The organism is Ferruginibacter sp., assembly GCF_028288465.1.
GTDB lineage: Bacteria > Bacteroidota > Bacteroidia > Chitinophagales > Chitinophagaceae > Ferruginibacter.
The window spans coordinates 90,399-112,757 of sequence record NZ_JAQBNR010000024.1 but is presented as its reverse complement, the minus strand read 5'-3'; the positions used below and the strand labels follow the sequence as shown (position 1 = coordinate 112,757).

Genomic DNA, 22,359 nt, shown 5'->3' with positions numbered 1-22,359 from the left:
GCATAGTAAAAGCAATTAACCTGTAAGCATAGGCAGTTGCCTTTTTTCCACCTCAACTAATAAAAATGAATACAAAATATAAACTCCTTATAACAATTGGCTGCTTTATTGTTCTGAGTTTTTTAATACAGTTTCAGTCAAATGCCCAAACAAAAACTAAAGAAGTGAATATACAATCGCAAAGCTGGGTAAGTGAAAACGGAACATTCAGGTTTAGTAAAAGATTTGGTATGATCGCTGATTTGCACATGCGCAGAAATAATTTTTTAGCAGACCCCGGTTTTTATTTTGCGAGAACGGGGTTGGACTATTGGATTAATGAAAATATAACCGCCGTACTCGGCTACGGACAAATGTGGGTAGCACCAGCCAATCCTGCCTGGCATCATTTTGTCCAGGAGCACCGAATATACCAGCAGTTGCAGCAATTTTCAAAAATCGGTAAAATAATTGTGCTCAACCGTATAAGGAACGAGCAACGCTGGCAGGAAAAAATTGTGAACGATAAGTTTACGCATGATTATAAATTTACTGACAGGGTAAGATATTTATTGAGTTTCACCATTCGTGTTGCTGACAATAAAAAACTGCCATCATTGGTTTTATCCGATGAACTGGCTATACAATTTGGTAAAGAAGTGGTGTACAATACATTTGATCAAAACAGGTTTTTTATTGGCATTAAACAACCCGTTTGTAAAGCGCTGAGTTTTGATTTGGGCTATATGCTTTTCACACAGGAAAAGTCAACAGGCTACCAGTATGATAAGAACAATACGTTGCGGTGTTTTTTTTATTACACACCTGATTTTAGAAAAAAGACAAAATAAAAATGCATTTATTCATTTATCAAAGCAGTAAGAGTTTGTATTAATTTTACTTCGTCAAAACCATTGCTAATTACCATAAATTTACCGGGTATCTCAATGAAAAAAACTTCTTTTAAATCCGGCATACAGTTGTCTTCCCGGTCAATAATGATCTGGCGAATTGTGCAAACTGCTGTCTGGCTCATCGGTGCCATCATTGTTTTTTGCCTGCTATTTTATCCGGACACCGGCATTAATTTATTCTGGAACATGTTAATTCCTTCAGCGCCTTTACTGCTGGTAGTTTTTACCGGCGTATGGCGAAACGTTTGTCCCATGGCCACCAATGCCTTGCTGCCAAGGCATTTCGGACTGTCTAAAAGAAAAAGATTATCTACCAGGCAAACTGCAATCCTGAATTTGGTGGCAACTGTTTCATTGCTTGTTATTGTACCCTTACGGCATACTTTTTTTAATACCAACGGGCCTGCTACGGCTATTTTAATTCTCACGATGGCTGCATTGTCATTTGCGTGCGGTTTTATTTTTGAATGGAAAAGTGCATGGTGTTCGGGCCTTTGCCCTGTTCACCCGGTTGAGAAATTATATGGTTTAAAAACAATGGTGTCTATACCAAACGCACATTGTACGCAATGCAGAAATTGTGTAATTCCATGCCCGGATAGTACACCTGATGTAAACCCTTTAACGACCTCTAAAACAGTTTACCAAAACATTGCCGGTCATTTGATGATTGGTGGTTTCCCCGGGTTTGTATGGGGTTGGTTTCATGTACCGGATCATAGCACACTAACAGGTTTGCAGTTAATTGCAGCCATGTATAACTTTCCCTTATTGGCTGCAGCTGCAACGCTTGTATTGTTTATACTGTTGAAGAAAATAGTTGGCAAAATAAATCAAGCAATACTCATCAGCATTTTTGCAGCCGCTGCAGTTGCATGTTATTACTGGTTTAGAATTCCCTCGCTTATTGGCTTTGGCATGTACCATACAGACGGCATGCTTATCAACTTAAGGGGTGTGTTACCGGAGTGGATGGTCGATGGCATGGTGGCAGCGAGTACGCTGTTCTTTTTTTGGTGGATTGTGTTCCGGAAAACAAATCAGCAAAGCTGGGTAATAAGGCCACAGTATGCCCTTCATAAGGAAGATGACAAAAGAAATTCTGCGGTAACTGCCACAAAATTAAACCATACACCAGGTAAATAATTTAATGGTAAAAAAGATGCCGGCACTTAAATACCGGCATCTTTCCTACTAAATCTTTCTATAAAAAATTGATCGGGAAACTCAGTTTAATACTAAAATTCCTGCCCATGTTATATACCCCTGTTCTGCCGGTAGCATTGTTGATGTCTGCATATTTCAGCCTGCTCATATTGCTCAGGTAAGCAACATCTGCTAAATTATTCGCCAGGAAGTATATTGAAACAAACTGTTTTTTCTTTGTATAAAAAGAAGCACCCGCGCCAATATTAAGTAAAGTGTACGCAGGTGTTATGGTTTCATTATTGAATTTATAAAACACTTTATTTTGCTCAAAATAGTGATCTATTCCCACGCTTACAAAAACATCTCTGATACATTTTTCATTATTGGTGAAGGAAAAAACGAATTTAGTTTGCAACTTGCCCGGAGGAGTATAGGGAAGATATTTTGATGAGTCACCCTGGTTTTTTTGAATGGCGCTGATAAAGGAAAAAGCATTTTCCCATCGCAGCCATTTTAACTGTTGCGGATGAAAATGGGCGATTATTTCACCGCCTTTTAATATGGCATCGCCTGCCACGAATTTAAACGTGGGTGCGCCTTCCCGCAGTGAATCACCACCCACCGTGCTGGCTAATTTCAATGGAAAAATATAGTTGTTGATGCTATTGATAAACAGTGTGGCTTCTGCAGTAAAATCAGCGGCGTGCAATCCAATTGTTCCGTCCAGTTGCAGACTGTTTTCAGGTTTTAATTTAGAGTCGCCAATTTCATAAAACGGCGTGCCGTCATGAATACCGTTTGAGCCGCTTTCAGCAACGTTGGGTGCCCTATATCCCCTGGCAATATTTAATTTACCATACAACAGTTTTGAAAAATCGTACGCAGCGCCAATGCTTCCTGATACTCCCGAGAAGTTGGATCTGTACGCGGTGAACTGTTGTGTTGCATCAGCGGCAGGCCCTGTAAGCCTTTCGCCATCCGGGCCAACATATAAATCATCGCCTTTAAAATGTCTTGTATCAAAACGGAGGCCCCCACTCAGCGTAAGTTTATCGATTGTTTTTTGCGCCAGTGAATAAAGGCCAAAATCAAAAGAATGATATTCAGGAAAAAGAAAAGCAGTCCCTTTGTTTTTAAAAGACTGAGCCATACCATTTGCACCAAAAGATACCTTCCAGTTGTTGATTTCAGCCACCTCATAACTTACATCATAATTGAGCGTTTGTTGCAGGAAATCAAAATTATATACGTCACCCAAAACAATGTCATTGGCTTCCTGCCGGTGGTTTTGCTGATACCCAATTTTCAGGCCCAGCTTGCCACTGCCGAGGGCAATACTATTATCCCAAACCGCTTTGTAATGGCGCACGTGCTGGTGAATAATGTTGTATTGGTTGTATTTAAGCATTTCATCTTTTGTAGCTACTGCAGCACTGTCTGATGTGCCATCAAAGTTCAATATGCTTTTAGTGAAGGCACCGGTCACCTCATCTCTTGCGCCTTCTATAATGCCTGTTTTTAAATTGAAACTGCTGAGTGTGACGGTTGAAAATCCCCATTTTTTTTGTACACCAAACATGCCTTTCAAATTGCTTTCGCCATAGTTGGAATTCCACACGTAGCCATCATATTTGTTCTTGTAATCGTGTGCTGTTTTGTAAGTATAATTTACATTCCATACAAACCCTTTTTGATTACCTCCTAAAAAAAGATTGCCTGCAATGAGGCCATTGTTGGATTGGTAGTTGGTTAAAAAACGACCCGCTGTTTCGCCTTCGGATGAAAATGATTGCGGCAATAAATTGATTACGCCCGCCATCGCATCTGATCCGTAACGCAGGCTACCGGGGCCTTTCAATACTTCGGCACGTTGTACGGTATATTCATCAATTTCTATCCCGAACTCGTCGCCCCATTGCTGTCCTTCCTGGCGAATACCATCATTCATTACTACAACACGGTTGTATCCTAGGCCGCGGACCACAGGCTTTGCAATCGCAGGTCCAATGTTGATCAGCGACACACCTGGTATGGCTGACATCGCATCAATGATATTGGTAGCTGAATTCTGAAGCCAATCTTTTTGATTTAAAATGCCAACCGGCATCGGGAATTTTTGTTTGTCTGTAGCTGTTTGAACGCCGGTTACAATTACTTCAGGTAAATAGGTTGCTTTGTTCACAGTGTCTTGCTGAGCCATCAATTGTGTGTTGCACAAAATAGCGGTCACAGCAATGAATATTTTTTTAGTCATAATCATTTAATAAGTAAAGAATACAGTTAATAAAAGTCAGGTGGTCGTTGTACCTCCCTTTGAAAAAATATTAACTGTACTTTGGTGGAGGTCCGGCTGGAGCTAAAAAGTGAGATGTAAAACAACTAATGGTAAACAGGTGATATTTTTCCTGTTCACAATTTTCCTGTAATTGTGAACATTCAGTTTTGTATTCAGTAAACAAAAAATGGGAAAGGCTTTTGGATACCAACAAATGGATTGGTCTGTTATAAGGAGATTCCTGCTGAGATTTTTTGATGGTTTTCAGCAGGGCTTCTTCTTTTTCATCAAACAGGCCTTTAACGATACAACTATCTCCAATTGTTGACATGTTCTCTACATCAAAGAGGCTGCCATTTATTTCCATCTCTTTGCCAGCTCTTATCCAATGAACGGCACTTTTGTTAAGAACAACGGTTGTAAAGCTGGCAGATTCCAGTTCTTCCATCATTTGCCACTGTATTAATTGCTGCCATGCTAATAACCACAACGACGCTATCATGGGCATAAAAATGACCAGTATAAGTAATACTGATAAGTAATTTTTGCTATTCCTTATGCACCGGGTCATTCAGCAACTTTAATTCAGGCAAATGTACTAAAATTTGGCGCAGGTGAAACGGCTGAAAGTGTACATTTACCTTCAGGAAAAAAATCGCCAGGCTTTTGTAAAGGTGGGATGTAAAATATTTTCACTATCCTGATTATTTGAATGCTTGCAATACCTTTAACGCATTATGGATTTACTTCAGTGGACACTTATTTTGTTGGGCACATTTATCCTGGGACTTTCCAAAGCCGGGCTTAAAGGTATTGAGATGATGAACATCACGATCATGGCGCTGGTGTTTGGTGGAAAATCCTCTACCGGTGTGGTGCTGCCATTGCTTTGCGCTGCAGATATTATGGCGGTTACCTATTACCGGCGGCATATGCAGTGGCCACAGTTCTGGAAAATTATTCCCTGGATGATGGCGGGCGTTTTAATTGGAGTGTATGTAGGTAAAGATCTGGATGAAAAGCTGTTCAGAAAAATGATGGCGGTGATCATTGTTTTAACAGTCATCATTATTGTGGTGATGGAATTCAGAAAGACAACTGTCATGCCGCAGAATAAATTGTTTGCTGCTGGTACCGGACTGGCCGCGGGTTTTACTACCATGCTCGGTAACTTAGCTGGCGCTTTTGCCAATATTTATTTTTTGGCATTGCGTATGACCAAGAACGATTTTATCGGCACCGCTGCCTGGGTTTTCCTGGTGATTAATTTTTTCAAACTGCCTTTTCAGATTATCTACTGGAAAAATATTTCGCTATCTACTTTACAAACAGATCTGCTTTTACTACCTGCACTGATAGCAGGTTTTTTTGCAGGATTAAAAGTTGTTGCACTTATCAGGGATGATAGCTACAGAAAGTTCGTTATTGCACTCACATTCTTAGGCGCCATCGTTATTTTCTTTAAATAATTCATAGAAAAATCAGATAAAAATTTCTGATCTCGGATTTTTATCTGCACTTATAAACACAACAGAAAGTACTGGCTTGTTTCACAAAAGCTTATGGTACGAATTTTGACCTCATTTACACTCATTTTCGGCTTTCTGTACACACAATTTCATTGCATTTTGGTGCCATTAATTTTGCGCTGAATTCCGCCATTTAAAAATAAAAAACAGTAACTTTAAAAGATGAAAGAATTCTCTTTATACATCGCTGTCAACCCGGAGATCCGTTTTGGCAAACCTTGCATCAAAGGCACACGGATTACGGTGTGTGACATTCTTAAGTGGCTTGCTTCGGGCATGAGCTACTCCCAGGTGCTGGAAGATTATCCCCTGTTAAAGAAAGAACATATCATGGCCGCCCTGGGCTTTGCAGCCAACAGGGAATCTGTCATTAAGATCATTACCGCCTAATGAAACTACTGCTGGACGCCAATATATCAGGAAAGGTAGTCAACAGATTAAAAATCCATTTCAGGGATTGTCTGCATGTGGATGAAATTGGTTTGCCTGTCCCACTGAAAGACATTGATATTTGGAAATATGCTCTTCTCAATAATTGCACTATTGTTACCAACGACAAAGATTTTTTGAACCTCCTGATAGAAACACCCATACCTCCCAAAGTCGTCTTAATACGTACCAGCAATCAGAGTACCATGTACCTGGTTGGGTTGATGATTAAACGTGCAGACGATTTCAGCGCCCTGGGGAATTCGAACGAATATAGTTTTTTGGATATTATCTGAGTGCAGGTTTGCAACCTTCCTTTATCAGCAACATTTTTTGTGCTGGTATGTTTTCGCCAGGCTAAAAAAATGCTTAAAAATACATTTTGTCTAAGCTGTTGTTAACTGGCAGGTAAGCAGGATAATACCAGTAAACAGATTATCCTTCTTTTGCAGGGACAGCGAGCAGGGGAACTTTTAAGTGATAGCTCATTCGTTTTGTAATGCTCGGGTGAAATATTTTATCTGCAAAACTTCTTTTGTAGGGTATCATTGCCAGCATATCCACCTGGTTATGGTTGATATAATTTTGCAGTACCAGTTCGAAATCTGTTCCAAAAAGGTGATCCACACCAATCATCGTATGCTTGTATCTATCTTTCAGCATTTGTTCGTAAGCAGGTATTTTGCGGTCCTGCTCTAAAAATACCAATGCAGTATCGTGTGCTTCATTGGTAAACACTACTACCTGCACCTGTGCGCCATAGCAATTAGCCAGGTCAAATATCGCGTCAAGTATCGAGGGCTCTGTTTCAAAGTGGTTAGTTGACAATAAAATTTTCGCCGGCTTTTTCCATTGATAATTCACAGGTATAGCCAACACAGGCACCTTGCTTTTTCCAATAATGGCAGAAGTTGTGCTGCCCCATAATTTTTGTAATAAGCCGTTAACGCCTGCGGTTCCCATAACTACCAGGTCACTATTTTTTTCGCTGGAAGTTTGAAGAATACTTTCTTTTACACTGCCGGTAAACACCATGCTTTCAACGGAAAGTGTATCTTTTTTCTCTATGCTTAATTTTAACTGTGTTAATTTATCGGTTGCTTCATGTAACTGCGATTGGTTATATTCTTTATTAACGCCCAGGTAATCCGTATATACATCTCCGTTCAGTTCAAATGCATGCAGTAACGTAATTGTCGTAGGAAAAATCCTGGCGGATTCAACAGCAAAGTTGACCGCGTTTTCGGCACAGGCTGAAAAATCGGTTGGCACTAATATCTTTTTCATGATGATTTTTTTTTCAGATCAGGAAGGATTTAAAAGAAATGATCAATAAAACTACCACGGGACACTACTGCCTGCAATGATTTATATCAGCCTTTATTATGATCTTAAATTTTACAAGAACAATTTAATTTCCGGGTTGTATTTTTATTTACTTTCAGTTTACATTATTTTAAAAAATCAATGCCAGCCCAGCAAACAGCAAAATATCTTGCCGGTACAAAAGCATCAGCAGCCTTTTCTGATAACAATAAAGTGAAATTAATTCGCGGTGGCCGGGTTTATTTTGAAATGTTGTTATCAATGATTGAGCAGGCAAGCGAAAACATCCACCTGCAGACCTATATTTTTGCAGAAGATAAAACCGGTACGATGGTGGCCGATGCTTTAATGGCCGCCGCTAAAAGAGACGTGCAGGTATATTTACTGGCAGATGGATATGCATCACAAACACTGTCTAAAAAATTTATTGATAAGTTGCAACGGGCTGGTGTTCATTTTCGTTTTTTTGAACCATTGCTAAAAAGCCGGCATTATTATTTTGGCAGAAGGCTGCATCAGAAAGTTTTTGTTGCCGACGGGAGATGCGGCATGGTAGGGGGTTTAAACATAGCAGACCGGTACAATGATATGCCCGGAATACCTTCCTGGCTTGACTTTGCCGTTTTTATTGAAGGTGAAGTTGCACGTCAGCTGTGTGTTTTATGCTGGAAAACATGGAATGGATTTCCGGTTAAAATGGAAGCTACTTCCTGTGATGATGCCAGCCGAAAATTTGATATTGTAAAAGACGAGGCCAGCAGCGTGCGGATGCGGCGCAATGATTGGGTGCGGCGGAAAAATGAAATTTCAGCAACCTATATTGAAATGCTGCGCCACTCCAAATCGCATATTACCATAATATCCAGTTACTTTTTGCCCGGTAAAATCATCAGGCGCTTATTACGAAATGCAACCAAAAGGGGCGTTAAAATAAAAGTGATAACTGCGGGACCATCTGATGTGATGGTCGCAAAGCACGCTGAGCGCTGGATGTATGACTGGTTGTTGCGCAATAATATTGAGTTGTACGAGTACCAGCCTGCGGTACTGCACGCCAAGGTTGCGGTATGTGACAGCGAATGGTTCACAATAGGTTCTTATAACATCAACAACATTAGTGCTTATGCCAGTATTGAACTAAATGTGGATGTACGGAATAAAGCCATGGCAACAGAAATGGAAAATATTATGGAAGACATTATCCAAAATAAATGTTTAGCAATTACCGCAGACGGGCATGTGTACACAAAAAATATGCTCATCCGGTTTATCCGCTGGTGCTCATACCAGTTTATCCGCATGGCATTCTATATGCTTACTTTTTATTTTAAACAGAGAAGAAGATAGGTGCCCGAAACCTGCAGATGTTTTAAACAAAAATCATTCATCATCCGTGCCGGTCTCTATTCCCATGGCGAAGAATACCATATGGTGATGTATATCCAATCCGATTTTATCTGCCACTTAATCTGGTATTTTGCTGATTCCTGGCAGCCGCTAAAAATAAAACAACAATATTTTACAGAATAATCTGTTTACTTTTACAGTAGTGAAAAAAATAGTAGTAGCCATATTAGCGCTTTTGTACATCAGCACATCTGTTGGTGCAACGGTGCATGTGCATTACTGTATGGGCAAACTTGCAGGGTGGGAGCTTGGGTTTGCCGAGACCAAAACCTGCAACAAATGTGGCATGCAAAAATCTTCACAAAAGCAAAATGGCTGCTGCAACGATGAGAGTCACCTGATACAAAATAATACTGATCAACGGATCGCAGAGCCTGCTTTCAATTTTACCCAGTCCGTACCAGTTGCCATGCCGGTTTCATTTTTTGAGCTGCGGGCTCCTGTTATTTTTTCTGTAACAACAGCAAACCCCGGTGTGCATTCTCCGCCACCAGTCAGCACCGTAGCAGTGTATGTCCGCAACTGCGTTTTCCTTATTTAGAATTTATTTACGGTATTAATGCCCGGCGGTTATCGCCAGGCTATTGGCATTAGTATATGCCCTGCTTAGTCAATTTCATCCATTCACATAAAAATCTACAAACAATGCAATCATTAAAAATGCTGCTGATGGCGGCTTTCACCATCCTGTCTGTCAATCTTTTTGCCCAGGAAGTAAAACTGGATTCTTCAAAAAAGCACATGCATAAAGACGGGCAAAAAGCAATGTACACGTGCTCCATGCATCCGGAAGTAATGAGTGATAAACCCGGTAAGTGCCCGAAGTGCGGGATGGATTTAGTGAAAGTAAAAAAAGAAAAAAGCAAACCGATGGCCATGAAAATGTATAGCTGTCCTATGCATCCGGAAGTTACCAGTGATAAGCCCGGCAAATGTTCCAAATGCGGGATGGTATTGGTTGAAAAGAAAGAAGACCATTCAAAACACCAGCATTAATCAATACAATATTTTACAATAATGAAAAGAGTAATGTTTAGCCTGTTTGCATTTGGTACCGTGCTGTTTACGGCCTGCAACAGCAATAATAAAAGGGAAGCGGAACCAGCGGCTGCGGATAGTTTAAAGAAGGATACAATGCAACATGCAGCTGCAACAGAAGATAAAGCGCCAACGGTTATACCCATTATGTTTACTGATGTGGATGCAAAAGCGGCAACGGCTATAAAGAAAATTGTTGACTATTACCTGCAGATAAAAAATGCATTGGCAAATGACAATGGAAGCGAAGCCGCCACAGGTGGAAAAGCAATGAATGAAGCAATCGGTAAGCTGGATAAATCCTTGTTGACGGCAGTGCAAAAAAAGGTATTTGATAACACAGAGGAAAGCCTGAAAGAAGATGCGGAACATATCGGAAAGAACGGCGATAAAGTGGAACACCAACGGGAGCATTTTGCAACCATGAGTGAAGCAATGTATTTGCTGGTAAAAGCTTTTGGCGGTGGTAAAACCATTTATCATGATCATTGCCCGATGTACAACCAAAGCCAGGGTGGTGCCATGTGGTTAAGCGAGACTAAGGAAATCCGCAATCCTTATTACGGTAACAAAATGATTACCTGCGGTAGTTCAGAAGAAGTGTTTAAATAATTCATGGTTTTAAAATAAACCTACATGATTCCATCAATAATTTCCTGGTCGTTAAAGAACAGGTACATCGTTTTGCTTATTGCAGCCGGGTTATTTGCGCTGGGCATCATCAATATACAAAAGAACCCCATTGATGCCATACCCGACCTGAGCGAAAACCAGGTAATCGTTTTTACAGAGTGGATGGGCCGTGGTCCGCAGATTATGGAAGACCAGGTAACATATCCGTTGGTGAGCAATTTACAGGGTATTCCCAAAGTAAAAAACATACGGGGGTCATCTATGTTCGGGATGAGTTTTGTGTACGTGATTTTTGAAGATAATGTGGATGTGTATTGGGCCAGAACAAGAGTGCTGGAACGGTTGAATTATGCACAACGTTTGTTACCAACAGGTGTTACGCCAACCTTAGGTCCCGACGGAACGGGTGTTGGACATGTTTACTGGTACACACTTGATACAAAAAATATGGACCTTGGCGAACAAAGGGCTTTGCAGGATTGGTATGTAAAGCTTGCGTTGCAAACAGTTCCCGGTGTAGCCGAAGTGGCTTCGTTCGGAGGCTTCGAAAAGCAATACCAGTTGATCATTGATCCGGTTAAGCTCCAGTTTTACAATGTTTCCCTGATGGATGTGATGAATAAAGTGAAGGCTAATAATAATGATGTAGGCGGAAGGAAATTTGAAATGAGCGACATGGCGTATATCATTCGTGGCCTTGGGTATATAAAAAATAAAGGAGACCTGGAGAGCATTGCTGTCGGTAATTTCAAAGGGATACCGGTACGGGTAAAAGACATTGGAACCGTGCAGATGGGTGGCGATCTTCGCCTCGGTATTTTTGATGAAAACGGCGAAGGCGAAGTGGTAGGCGGTATTGTGGTAATGCGCTATGGAGAAAATGCCAACAATGTAATTACCGCTGTTAAGGCGAAAATGAAGGAAGTAGAAAAAGGTTTACCTGAAGGCGTGACGTTTAAAACAGCTTACGACCGCAGCGAATTGATAGAAGCAGCTATCAGTAACATTAAAAGCAAGCTGGTGGAGGAAATGATGGTGGTTGCTTTTATTGTACTGCTCTTTTTGTTTCACTGGCGTAGCGCCCTCAGCATCATCATACAAATTCCCATCACCATTGCAATAAGTTTTATACTGCTGAATTTGTTGGGCATTTCTTCCAACATCATGTCGCTGACGGGGATTGCGCTGGCAATCGGTGTGATTGTAGACAACGGCATTATCATGAGTGAAAATGCTTACCGGCATTTATCCGACTGGCAAAATAGTCACAACCCTAAACCGTGAATCATGACAAAGTTATTCAATAAAATTAAAAGGCAAAATGACTATTACCGAATACCGGAACCAGAACGGATGAGCCTGATTGAAAAGGCCTGTAACCAGGTGTCAAGAGGCGTGTTTTTTTCTACCATCATCATCATCGCTTCTTTTTTACCGGTGTTTTTATTAACAGGGCAGGAAGGAAAATTGTTTCATCCGCTGGCGTACACTAAAACATTTATCATGGTGGTAGATGCACTGCTGGTGATTACATTGGCACCAGTGCTGATTTCATTTTTTATGAAAGGCAAGTTCAGGTCTGAATCAAAAAATCCCATTAACCGGTTGCTGGAAAAAATATATGAACCGCTTATCCGCACCTGCATTAAATGGAGAAAGACAACGCTGGCCATTAATATAATTGCGTTGGCAATCAGTATTCCGATGCTCTTTAGTTTAGGCCGGGAATTTATGCCACCGCTGGATGAAGGCTCCATTCTTTTTATGCCGGTTACTTTACCGGATGTATCTAACAGTGAAGCAAAAAGAATTTTGCAGGTGCAGGATAAACTAATCAAGTCGATACCCGAAGTGAAGAATGTATTGGGTAAAGCCGGCAGGGCCAACACGGCGACAGACAATTCCCCTATCAGCATGATTGAAACAATTGTACTGTTGAAGCCCCAAAATGAATGGAGAAAAAATCTTACAAAAAATGATATCATCAATGAGCTGAATGCCAAGCTGCAGATACCCGGTGTCACCAATGGATGGACACAGCCCATCATCAACCGCATTAATATGCTTTCAACAGGTATCCGTACAGATGTAGGTTTAAAAGTGTATGGGCAAAACCTGGATACCATCTATTCTTTCTCGCAAAAAATAAAAAATCAGCTTGAAGGAATTAGTGGTGTAAAAGATTTATATGTGGAACCCATTACAGGAGGGAAATATATTGACATCTCCGTTAAGAGAGATGAAATAAGCCGCTATGGTTTAAGCGTGGATGATGTAAACAGCGTGGTAGAAATTGCATTGGGAGGGATGAAGCTAACCACCACCGTAGAGGGGCGCCAAAGGTTTTCTGTTAACGCCAGGTTTGGCCAGGATTTTAGAAACAATATCAGTGCGCTAAAACAACTGCAGGTACAAACCATGCAATACGGCCCCATACCTCTGGATGCAGTAGCTGACGTACAAATTACAGAAGGTCCGCCGATGATCAATTCAGAAAACGCCTTGCTGAGAGGTACTGTTTTGTTCAATGTAAGAGAAAGAGATTTGGGTAGTACGGTAAATGAGACAAAAGAAAAATTAAACAGCCTGCTCACCAAATTACCCAAAGGGTATTTTATGGAATGGAGCGGACAGTATGAAAATCTCATCAGGAGCGAAAGAACACTCAGGATGATTTTGCCTGTGGTGTTGCTCATTATTTTTCTATCCATGTATTTCGCTTTTCATTCTGCGAGAGAAGCTATCCTTAGTTTGGTATCTATTCCATTTGCCTTAATCGGCGGTGCTTTTATGATTTATTTCTGGGACGTGAATTTATCTGTTGCCGTGGCAGTTGGCTTTATCGCCTTGTTTGGCCTGGCGGTAGAAACAGGTGTGGTGATGGTTATTTACCTCAACGATGCCATGCAGCAGTTGGTGAAGAAAAAAGGAAATTCAAAAGAAACGATTACAAAAGAAGACCTGCGTGAATATGTAATTGCAGGTGCGGCAAAACGGTTGAGGCCGAAACTGATGACAGTATGCGTTTCATTATTTGCATTAATACCAATACTCTGGAGCCATGGCGCAGGAAGCGATGTAATGAAACCGATTGTGCTGCCAATGGTAGGTGGTGTGCTGACTTCTGCAACGCATATTCTATTGGTAACGCCACTGATCTTTTTAATGTCGAAAGAATATGAATTAAGTAAGCATGGAAAAATTGATGTGCTTGAAACAAAACATTGATGTTAGGGAGGTGAATGGTGAGTAGTCAATGGTCAATCGTCAATGGTGAAGTGGGGAAGAACTCAATGGATAAGTTATTGCTAACAAAATAAGCAGGTAAAGAAATTAAATTATCAGGTATGAAACGAATTATCATCATGGCGGGGCTGACGTGTTTTCTGCATGCAGTGAATGCACAACAGGTACTTCGGATGGATGAAATAAAAGTCGCGATTGAAAAAAATCATCCTTCTTTAAAAATGCTGGATGCAGAAGCCCGTTCAATGAATGAGGCTGCCAAAGGCGCTTACAGCTGGATGCCACCCGAGCTGGGAGCAGGTTTTTATATGACACCTTATAATCCGGAAAAATGGAAAGTGATGGATGGCCAGCCAGGTATGGGAGCTGTGATGTTATCCGGGCTACAGATGTTTCCCAGTAAAAAAAAGCAGGATGCGGAGTATGCTTTTATGAATGCACAGTCATCTGTCGAGTTGCAAAAAAAAGCAATGCTGGAGAATGAGTTGCTGTATACGGCAAGGAAAAATTATTACGACTGGATTGTGCTGGAGAAGAAGCTGAAAGTGTTGGATGAGAATGAAAGGCTGTTGAATTTTATGATGCAGAGTGCAGAGATCCGGTATAAGAATGGCTTGGGTAAAATAAACGCCTACTACAAAGCCAAAGCGGCAATAGCAACTGTTGGTAATATGAAACTGATGCTGAGTAATGAGATCAGTCAAAAAAAGATTATGATCAATACGGTGATGAACCGGGACGTTGCAACTTCTTTTTCTATTGATTCCAATTATGAGTGGGTCGGTTTTAACAGCGACATGTTTACCAACACCGCTTTGATGGACCAACGCAGCGATATAAAAGTGATCAACAAAAACATTGAAGTAAATAAGCTGCAACGGGTAGCTGAACTGGCAAAATTAAAACCTGAGTTCGGAATTAAATATGACCACATGATGGGCTGGGCTAAGCAACCCTGGCTGTTTTCCGCCATGGTAATGATGAAATTACCGCTTGCAAAATGGTCATCTAAAATGAACAAAGCAAAAGCAGAAAGCCTGGTGTGGCAAAACGAAGCATTGGTTAACCAGCAGCAAATGATCGTGAACGAGGCGGGTGGCATGGCTGTTTCAGCCTTAAGCGAACTGGAGTTGAAAAAGAAACAAATGAATTTGTATGAACAACAAATTATCCCGGCACTCCGCAAAAATTTTCAAACCATGCAATTGGGTTACGAACAAAATACAGAAGAACTATTTGAATTATTTGATGCATGGGAGGCCCTGAGCATGACACAGATGGATTACTTTGACCAGTTGCAAAAAGCATTGCAGATGCAGGCCGAATTGATGAAAATACTGGAAATAAAATAAATAGCTTCAGCATGAAAAAAATCAAAATCAACAGGTGGTTATTTGTTTTACTAATGCCGGTGTTCTTTTTTGCCTGCAATAATAAAAAGATACAGCCACAGGTTAAAGCAGCGCTTTATACCTGCCCCATGCCGGCCGATTCTTTCTTCAGTGATAAGCCGGGCAAATGCCCTAAATGCGGTATGGAACTTATTAAAGTAAATGATACGGTGGCGCAGGCAAATCATGAAAACGCAGCACTTTCAAAAGAAGAAGTTGCCGGTTATACCTGCCCGATGCATCCGCAGATTCATAGCGATACAGCAGGCGCCTGTTCTATTTGCGGCATGCAACTGGAGAAAATTAAATCGGCCACAGAACCCAACGCCGTTTCAATGGAAGCTTTGCTGAAGCCCGCTAATGAGCAGGTAGTAGCATCCGTACCAATGGTGCACATGGTTGACAGGGAAGAGAATATTGAAATGGAGGCGTATGGTTTTATAACTTATGATACAAGACAGGCCGGCGTTATCGCAGCAAACGTTGCCGGCCGGATTGAAAAGCTATATGTTTCCTATCGTTTTCAACATATCGATAAGGGGCAAAAGATAATGGATATTTATAGTCCGGAATTAGTAACGGCTCAGCAGAACCTGTTGTTCCTGCTAAAAAATGATCCGGTAAATACGGTTCTGATCAATGCTGCCAAACAAAAATTATTACTGCTTGGTATGGGGAACCAACAACTGAACCAGGTAATGCGGTTGGCTAAACCGGCATTTACTATTACGGTGTATAGTAACTACAGTGGTCACATTCATGAAAGCAGCAGTGATGCGAAAATGATTACTGCCAGTACTTCCGCCATGAAGGATGCGGCTTTGGTTACAGAAGAACTGCCACTGAAAGAAGGAATGTATGTACAAAAGGCACAATCTCTTTTTTCTGTATTTAATCCAACCAAAGCATGGGCCGTCATTAATATTTTCGCCGGCCAGGCCGCTATGGTGAAATTGGGCGATAAAGTACGCATTACCCCGGAAACGGCTCCGCAAAAGGATTTCAGGGCAGCCATCAGTTATATCGAACCTTTTTACCGGGCGGGCAGTAAAACACTGTCTGCCAGGGTTTATTTTGATAACACCGCTTTAAAAATACCAATAGGCAGCCAGGTGAAAGCAGCCATATTTGCAGGTAACAGAACCGCCAGCTGGTTACCGGAAGAAGCAGTGCTGTCATTGGGTTTAGATAAAGTTGTTTTTGTAAGAAGCGGAGAATCCTTTGCCGCAAGAAAAATTGCGACCGGCATTGTCAATAAACATTTAATACAGGTATTAAGTGGTCTTCAGGAAAATGAAGCCGTCGCAGCAAATGCGCAATACCTGGTAGACAGTGAAAGTTTTATAAAAACAAATTAAGCATCATGAAAAAAATATCCGTTATCATCTCTTTACTTTTAGTGGTGTTTGTTTCCTGTAAAAATAAGCAGCAGGCTAAAATCAGCAAAGATGAATACTATACATGCAGCATGCATCCGCAGATAATGGAAGATAGGCCTGGCAACTGCCCCATTTGCCACATGGAGCTGATTGTTGTAAAAAAAACAAACACAACGGCGGATGAAATTATGCTGAATGATGAGCAGGAGCGATTGGGAAATATACAGGTTGATACTATCCGTAGCGGAACTATAGGCGATAAGGTAGTATTAACCGCCACACTCAATACAGATGAAACAAAAGTAAGTAGCATCAGTGCCCGCATTGCCGGCCGCATCGACAGGTTGTACTTTAAAAATACTGGCGACTATGTAACAAAGGGAACTCATTTATATGACCTGTATAGCGAAGAGTTAAACAACGCCAAGCAGGAATATATTGCCACCCTGGAGAGAAAGCAATTGCTTGACAATTCTATAATTGATTTCGACCGGTTGATAGAAAGTGCCAAAACAAAATTGCTGTTATGGGGCATGAGTGAATCACAAGTGAGCGACCTGGCAAAGTCTGGTAAAACTTCAACACTGACTTCTTTTTACAGTACCGCCTCGGGTTATATCACGGAGTTACCAGTGACGGAAGGACAGTTTGTGATGGAAGGCAGCACGATCATAAAACTGGCTGGTCTTTCTTCTTTGCTGGCCGAGGCACAGGTATACGCTTCGCAACTGTATGCGATTGATAAAGGCGGCGATGCTACCATACAAATACCAGATTTGCCCGGCAGGGAGTTTACAGGAAAGATTGAATTTGCCAATCCCGAAATAGCCCCTGATACAAGGGTGAATCTGATTAGGGTTAGCATACCAAATAATAACGGCCTGCTAAAGCCGGGAATGCCTGCCTATGTAATCATCAAAAATAAAATGATCAATGCATTAACACTCCCCATTGATGCCGTATTACGCGATGGAAAAATGAATGTTGTTTGGGTGAAGTCAGCAAAGAATGCATATACGATAAAAATGGTTACAACCGGTTTGGAAAGCGGTGATCGCATTGAAATAAAATCTGGGTTGAAAACGGGAGATGTGGTAGTAACTGGTGGCGCTTACCTGATCAACAGTGAATATATTTTTAAGAAAGGTGCTAATCCTATGGCGGGCCACGATATGAATAAAATGTAAGAATGACGTGCATTTTCTTTACCGTAGCCATCATTCGTTTCTCCCTTTCAGAATCTGTGAATAATGTAACTTATTTACTGAATCATGTAACAATTACAGGGCAGATATTGTGATCTTTAGCTTCTGCATATTTTGATTAAAAATAATGGTAGTCCCTAAATAATTCAACAATGGAACATCAGCACGAACAAAAAAAATATACCTGCCCAATGCATCCACAAATAGTGGCAGAAAAGCCGGGGACATGCCCAGTTTGCGGAATGACATTAGTGTTGGCGAAAGTGTCCGTTAATGATGCCGATACACATCACCACCACGGAAGTAATCCGCCAATGGGCCATGAAGGACATGATCATAATAGTATGATCGCTGATTTTAGAAAGCGCTTTTATGTAGTGCTGGCATTGACTATTCCCATTATGCTGTTATCGGAAATGATACAACATTTCATGGGCGTTGACTGGCAATTTACCGGGTCAAAATATATCTTGTTCACTTTATCAACCGTTGTGTTTTTATATGGTGGCTGGCCTTTCTTAAAAGGATTGGCAGATGAAATGAAAGCAAAAAATCCCGGCATGATGTTTTTAATAGGCTTTGCTATAACAGTTGCCTATAGTTATAGTGTAGCCATTGTATTTGGTTTGCAGGGCATGGATTTTTTCTGGGAACTGGACACACTTATTTTGATTATGCTATTGGGGCATTGGATTGAAATGAAATCTGTGGCAGGTGCGTCAAAAGAACTGGAATTGCTGGTGCAGCTAATGCCCGCCGATGCCCACATGGTAATGCCGGATATGGTACATGATGTAAAAACAAATACCTTAAAAGCCAGCGATATCATTCTTGTAAAACCCGGAGAAAAAGTAGCGGCCGATGGAATAATACTGGAGGGAGAAAGTTACCTGAATGAATCTATGCTTACAGGCGAATCAACACCGGTACAAAAAGTAAAAGGGGATAAAGTAATTGCAGGCGCTATCAATGGTAATGGAGCGATTAAAGTAACGGTATCGCACGCAGCAAAAGATTCTTATATATCGCAGGTAGTTAAGCTGGTAGATGATGCACAAAAATCGAAATCAAAAACACAATTGCTGGCGGATACGGCTGCAAAATGGTTAACCATTATAGCGATTGTTTCAGGTATTGCCACTTTTTTGTATTGGTATTTAACCGGTCAATCGCTGGCCTTTGCCATGGAAAGAATGGTAACCGTAATTGTAATTTGTTGCCCGCATGCATTGGGATTGGCGGTGCCATTGGTAGTGGCAAAATCAACAGCGCTGTCAGCAAAAAATGGTTTGCTCATTAAGAACCATACTGCATTTGAAAATGCCAGGAAAATTACCACGATTGTATTTGATAAAACAGGGACACTAACTGTTGGTAAGTTTGAAGTATCCAAAATTGTGTCACTGCAAAAAGGACTGAATGAAAATGAAATCATTCGTTTGGCAGCTGCATTGGAACAACAATCAGAGCATCCTATTGCAACAGGTATTTTGCAAAAAGCAAAAGATTCAGCTATCACCGTTCCTGATACAGAAAATTTTAATGCCATTACAGGAAAGGGTGTGGAAGCCTCAATAGAGGGTAAAAAAATATTGGTGGTAAGCCCCGGTTATTTAAAAGAAAATAATATATCATTTCCTGAATGCTTTACTGCTAATGACACAGAAACAGTGGTGTTTGTAATCATCAACAATGTCCTGACAGGATACATTGCTTTGTCAGATGAAATACGTCCTGAGTCAGTAGGGGCTATAAAAACCCTGAAAGAAAATAACATCAAATCCATATTGCTTACAGGCGACAACAATAAAGTAGCAAAAAGTGTAAGTGACAGTTTGGGCATGGATAGTTTTATTGCCGAAGTATTACCGCATCAAAAATTACAAAAAATAAAAGAACTGCAAAGCCATGGAGAATTTGTTGCCATGACGGGCGATGGTGTAAATGATGCACCTGCGCTGGCCCAGGCGGATGTGGGCATTGCAGTTGGCAGCGGCAGCGATATTGCTGCGGAAACAGCTGGAATTGTTTTGGTAAATAGCAATCCAAAAGATATTGTGAGTTTAATTTTATTTGGAAAAGCCACTTACCGTAAAATGATACAAAATTTAATTTGGGCAACGGGCTACAACGTAGTGGCATTGCCACTTGCCGCCGGCGTTTTGTACCAGCAGGGAATTTTATTAAGTCCTGCCGCGGGTGCAGTGCTAATGACAGTGAGTACTGTAGTGGTGGCTATTAATGCGGGTATGTTGAAAGTAAAATAATATGTACAGCTTATATACACGTATATCGTATTGAGAATTTTTCTGCCTTAGCTTTGCTGGCAGAAAAATTATGTCCCTTGCTCGTTCACGTAAACAATCCTTAAAAACCCATCAAGAAATTTTTAAAGGATTATTTGGCAGTCACTTTTTTAAATTTATACAATTCCTTTCAGCGCTTCACAAAATATTTTCATTTCTGCAATTGTACCCATACTTACCCTGCACCACCGGCCATTAAAATGATTGCGGCTTTGCACCTGGATATTTTTTGCTTCCAACTCTTTTATGCAGTCTTTTTTTATAGTATCAATATTGAACAATATAAAGTTTGTGCTGCTGGGAATGTATTCCAGCGAAAGCTGCTGAAATGTTTCTGTACACATCGTTCTGGCCCTGGCTGTTTTTAAAAGAATGTCTTTTACGTAAGCTTTATCATCCAGCGAAGCCATGGCAGCAGCGGCAGATACGATACTGATAGCGCCATCCGCCCATGGCTGACGTGCAGCAAGTTTCGCGATTGTGTCGGGGTGTGCAATTGCGTAACCAATTCTGGCGCCTGCAAGTCCGTACACTTTGGAGAATGTTTTGGCCACCACAATGTTGGGATTGGTTACGGCAAGGCCCGAAAGTGATTCGATGTCCGCATATTCAGTATAGGCTTCATCAACAAACACCATCGTTTTTTTTGCCGCCTCTCCGGCAAAATCTTTCAGGCTATTTACAGCAACAAATGTGCCTGTGGGGTTATTGGGGTTGCAGATATATACCATCGCGGTTTCGTTATTAATCTTCGCCTGCATGGTTTCAAGATCTGTTTTTTTATCATTGGTTAAAGCAATCTTGTTAAACTCAAGACCAAACGAAGCAGCCTGGCCATTCCACACTTTGTAACCCGGTTCGGCGGTAATAACTTGTTTCTTTTTTTGTGAAACAAGCAAACAGGTAAGACCAATTATTTCAGAAGATCCGGCGCCCAGTAAAATGTTTTCCGCATTAACATGCCAGTGCGTTGCTATCTTTTTTTTGAGCGACAAAATATAGTCATCAGGATAGCGGTTACTTGACAGGTAATGTTGCAACATAGCTTTCTGTGCCAAGGGCGAAGGGCCGTATGGGTTTTCATTGCTGTTCAATAAAATGGCATGCGCAGCAGGAAGCAAAGAAGAATTTACTCCTGCAATTGTATCTGTTGAAATTACGGTTGCAGCCAGCGCTGTAACCGCTTGTTGCAACCACAAACGACGATTGTATAACATAAAAATGATTTTAAGAAAGATACTTCTTTTTTAACTTTTCGTCAAAATAGAAAGTGGCTGTCAAGCTGTAAAGTGAATTGCATTTTTACATGTTTGGGCTTGCCTGGCAACTTACCTAATTGGGTGGATTTTTGTTTACATTTTACTCATTAACTTCAAGTATGAAAATTGTTTACGGAATAAGCGGTTTTGCCGCAGGCGTACTGGCTGGGCTATTACTGGCCGTGCTGGAAACTAAACTGCTCATGCAGCTTCACCGGGAAACAATAACTCCTTTTGTAATAGGGGCAACCGTACTGATCTGCATTATAACAGGCATTGTTACCGGAGTGAAACTTGCTGCCAAAAAGATGCGCTAAAATATTTTATAGGAAGCATATTTTATTTACAATCCTGTTAAGGAGTATTTATTGATCAGCATTGTTTGGTAAGTTTTGTTGGTACAAAAATTGCTTTTTCCAGCCAAACTAAAATATCCATGAAACCAACCGTCTTGTTTATCAGCCTCGCTTGCTTAATTGCTGTAGTAAGCCTTAGTTCATTTGTTACCCGGGGTGAAACCGGAATTGTTGAGGATGTTTTCAGCCTCACCAATCAATTCAGAAAGTCAAAAGGGTTAAACGGATTAATTATGCAACAACAATTAAATGCCATTGCGCACCAACATAGCATGGATATGGCAAAAGGTAAAGTAGCATTCGGGCACGATGGTTTTGCAAAAAGAAATGCAATGGCAAGCCGGCAAATTCCACAGCTGCACAGCTTTGCAGAAAACGTGGCTTATGGCGCAACGTCCGGAAGCCAGGTGGTTAGTTTATGGAAAAATTCTGCCGGGCACAGGCGCAATATGCTAGGGCACTTTAAATACATCGGTATCGGTATTGCGCGTGACAGGCAGGGCCGTATCTTTTATACTGAAGTTTTTGGTGGATAAGT

Annotated in this window: 19 protein-coding genes and 1 pseudogene; 16 read left to right on the top strand and 4 right to left on the bottom strand. The window is 41.0% G+C overall.

Annotated features, from left to right (window positions below; translation table 11 throughout):
- Window positions 1–65 precede the first annotated feature (65 nt).
- Together JWR61_RS12430 and JWR61_RS12425 are read left to right on the top strand one after the other, a co-directional pair.
- Window positions 66–830 (top strand): DUF2490 domain-containing protein, encoded by a 765-nt coding sequence (locus tag JWR61_RS12430; RefSeq protein WP_301928119.1) that lies wholly within the window; start codon window positions 66–68, stop codon window positions 828–830.
- A gap of 96 nt (window positions 831–926) precedes the next feature.
- Complete coding sequence (locus tag JWR61_RS12425; protein WP_301928118.1) at window positions 927–2,039, top strand: hypothetical protein; 1,113 nt, start codon at window positions 927–929, stop codon at window positions 2,037–2,039.
- A 58-nt stretch (window positions 2,040–2,097) separates the two neighbouring features.
- Here the strand turns inward: JWR61_RS12425 and JWR61_RS12420 are convergent, their stop codons facing one another.
- Together JWR61_RS12420 and JWR61_RS12415 are read right to left on the bottom strand one after the other, a co-directional pair.
- A complete protein-coding gene (locus JWR61_RS12420) occupies window positions 2,098–4,296 on the bottom strand; it encodes a TonB-dependent receptor (RefSeq protein WP_301928117.1) in 2,199 nt (732 codons plus the stop codon).
- Between the two features lie 70 nt (window positions 4,297–4,366).
- Window positions 4,367–4,825 carry a hypothetical protein gene (locus JWR61_RS12415; RefSeq protein WP_301928116.1) on the bottom strand — a complete coding sequence of 153 codons (459 nt, stop codon included), beginning with the start codon at window positions 4,823–4,825 and terminating at the stop codon, window positions 4,367–4,369.
- Between the two features lie 229 nt (window positions 4,826–5,054).
- On the opposite strand from JWR61_RS12415, the gene JWR61_RS12410 reads away from it, so the two are divergent.
- The 3 genes from JWR61_RS12410 to JWR61_RS12400 all read left to right on the top strand — a co-directional run bounded on the left by JWR61_RS12410 (window position 5,055) and on the right by JWR61_RS12400 (window position 6,571).
- Entirely contained in the window at window positions 5,055–5,786 is a 732-nt protein-coding gene (locus tag JWR61_RS12410; protein ID WP_290336113.1) for a sulfite exporter TauE/SafE family protein, read from the top strand.
- A gap of 222 nt (window positions 5,787–6,008) precedes the next feature.
- Window positions 6,009–6,236: a DUF433 domain-containing protein gene (locus JWR61_RS12405; protein ID WP_290336112.1), complete on the top strand. Its 228-nt coding sequence runs from the start codon at window positions 6,009–6,011 to the stop codon at window positions 6,234–6,236.
- Window positions 6,236–6,571, top strand: a complete 336-nt coding sequence (locus tag JWR61_RS12400; RefSeq protein WP_301928115.1) for a DUF5615 family PIN-like protein — start codon at window positions 6,236–6,238, stop codon at window positions 6,569–6,571. The genes JWR61_RS12405 and JWR61_RS12400 overlap by 1 nt, the downstream gene beginning before the upstream one ends.
- Window positions 6,572–6,710: 139 nt before the next feature.
- Here JWR61_RS12400 and JWR61_RS12395 read toward each other — a convergent pair whose 3' ends face one another.
- Window positions 6,711–7,562 (bottom strand): universal stress protein, encoded by an 852-nt coding sequence (locus JWR61_RS12395; RefSeq protein WP_301928114.1) that lies wholly within the window; start codon window positions 7,560–7,562, stop codon window positions 6,711–6,713.
- A 180-nt stretch (window positions 7,563–7,742) separates the two neighbouring features.
- Between JWR61_RS12395 and JWR61_RS12390 the strand changes: the two genes are divergently transcribed.
- From JWR61_RS12390 to JWR61_RS12350, 9 genes and pseudogenes are all read left to right on the top strand, one after another.
- Window positions 7,743–8,948, top strand: coding sequence for a phosphatidylserine/phosphatidylglycerophosphate/cardiolipin synthase family protein (locus JWR61_RS12390; protein ID WP_301928113.1), 1,206 nt, complete (start codon window positions 7,743–7,745; stop codon window positions 8,946–8,948).
- Between the two features lie 202 nt (window positions 8,949–9,150).
- A complete protein-coding gene (locus tag JWR61_RS12385) occupies window positions 9,151–9,549 on the top strand; it encodes a hypothetical protein (RefSeq protein WP_301928112.1) in 399 nt (132 codons plus the stop codon).
- Window positions 9,550–9,653: 104 nt separating this feature from the next.
- A complete protein-coding gene (locus tag JWR61_RS12380) occupies window positions 9,654–10,004 on the top strand; it encodes a heavy metal-binding domain-containing protein (RefSeq protein ID WP_301928111.1) in 351 nt (116 codons plus the stop codon).
- Between the two features lie 21 nt (window positions 10,005–10,025).
- Window positions 10,026–10,658 (top strand): DUF3347 domain-containing protein, encoded by a 633-nt coding sequence (locus JWR61_RS12375; RefSeq protein WP_301928110.1) that lies wholly within the window; start codon window positions 10,026–10,028, stop codon window positions 10,656–10,658.
- A 24-nt stretch (window positions 10,659–10,682) separates the two neighbouring features.
- Window positions 10,683–13,907 (top strand): annotated as a pseudogene (locus tag JWR61_RS12370) (efflux RND transporter permease subunit).
- A gap of 119 nt (window positions 13,908–14,026) precedes the next feature.
- Window positions 14,027–15,277, top strand: coding sequence for a TolC family protein (locus JWR61_RS12365; protein WP_301928109.1), 1,251 nt, complete (start codon window positions 14,027–14,029; stop codon window positions 15,275–15,277).
- An 11-nt stretch (window positions 15,278–15,288) separates the two neighbouring features.
- Window positions 15,289–16,674 carry an efflux RND transporter periplasmic adaptor subunit gene (locus tag JWR61_RS12360; RefSeq protein ID WP_301928108.1) on the top strand — a complete coding sequence of 462 codons (1,386 nt, stop codon included), beginning with the start codon at window positions 15,289–15,291 and terminating at the stop codon, window positions 16,672–16,674.
- Between the two features lie 5 nt (window positions 16,675–16,679).
- Window positions 16,680–17,882, top strand: a complete 1,203-nt coding sequence (locus tag JWR61_RS12355) for an efflux RND transporter periplasmic adaptor subunit (RefSeq protein WP_301928107.1) — start codon at window positions 16,680–16,682, stop codon at window positions 17,880–17,882.
- Window positions 17,883–18,052: 170 nt separating this feature from the next.
- A complete protein-coding gene (locus tag JWR61_RS12350; protein WP_301928106.1) occupies window positions 18,053–20,167 on the top strand; it encodes a copper-translocating P-type ATPase in 2,115 nt (704 codons plus the stop codon).
- 155 nt (window positions 20,168–20,322) lie between these two features.
- On the opposite strand, the gene JWR61_RS12345 is transcribed toward JWR61_RS12350, so the two are convergent.
- Window positions 20,323–21,423, bottom strand: a complete 1,101-nt coding sequence (locus JWR61_RS12345; protein WP_301928105.1) for a histidinol-phosphate transaminase — start codon at window positions 21,421–21,423, stop codon at window positions 20,323–20,325.
- 161 nt (window positions 21,424–21,584) lie between these two features.
- Between JWR61_RS12345 and JWR61_RS12340 the strand changes: the two genes are divergently transcribed.
- On the top strand, window positions 21,585–21,782 hold the full coding sequence (locus JWR61_RS12340; RefSeq protein ID WP_301928104.1) for a hypothetical protein: 198 nt from the start codon (window positions 21,585–21,587) through the stop codon (window positions 21,780–21,782).
- A gap of 119 nt (window positions 21,783–21,901) precedes the next feature.
- A complete protein-coding gene (locus JWR61_RS12335; RefSeq protein ID WP_301928103.1) occupies window positions 21,902–22,357 on the top strand; it encodes a CAP domain-containing protein in 456 nt (151 codons plus the stop codon).
- Window positions 22,358–22,359: the final 2 nt, after the last annotated feature.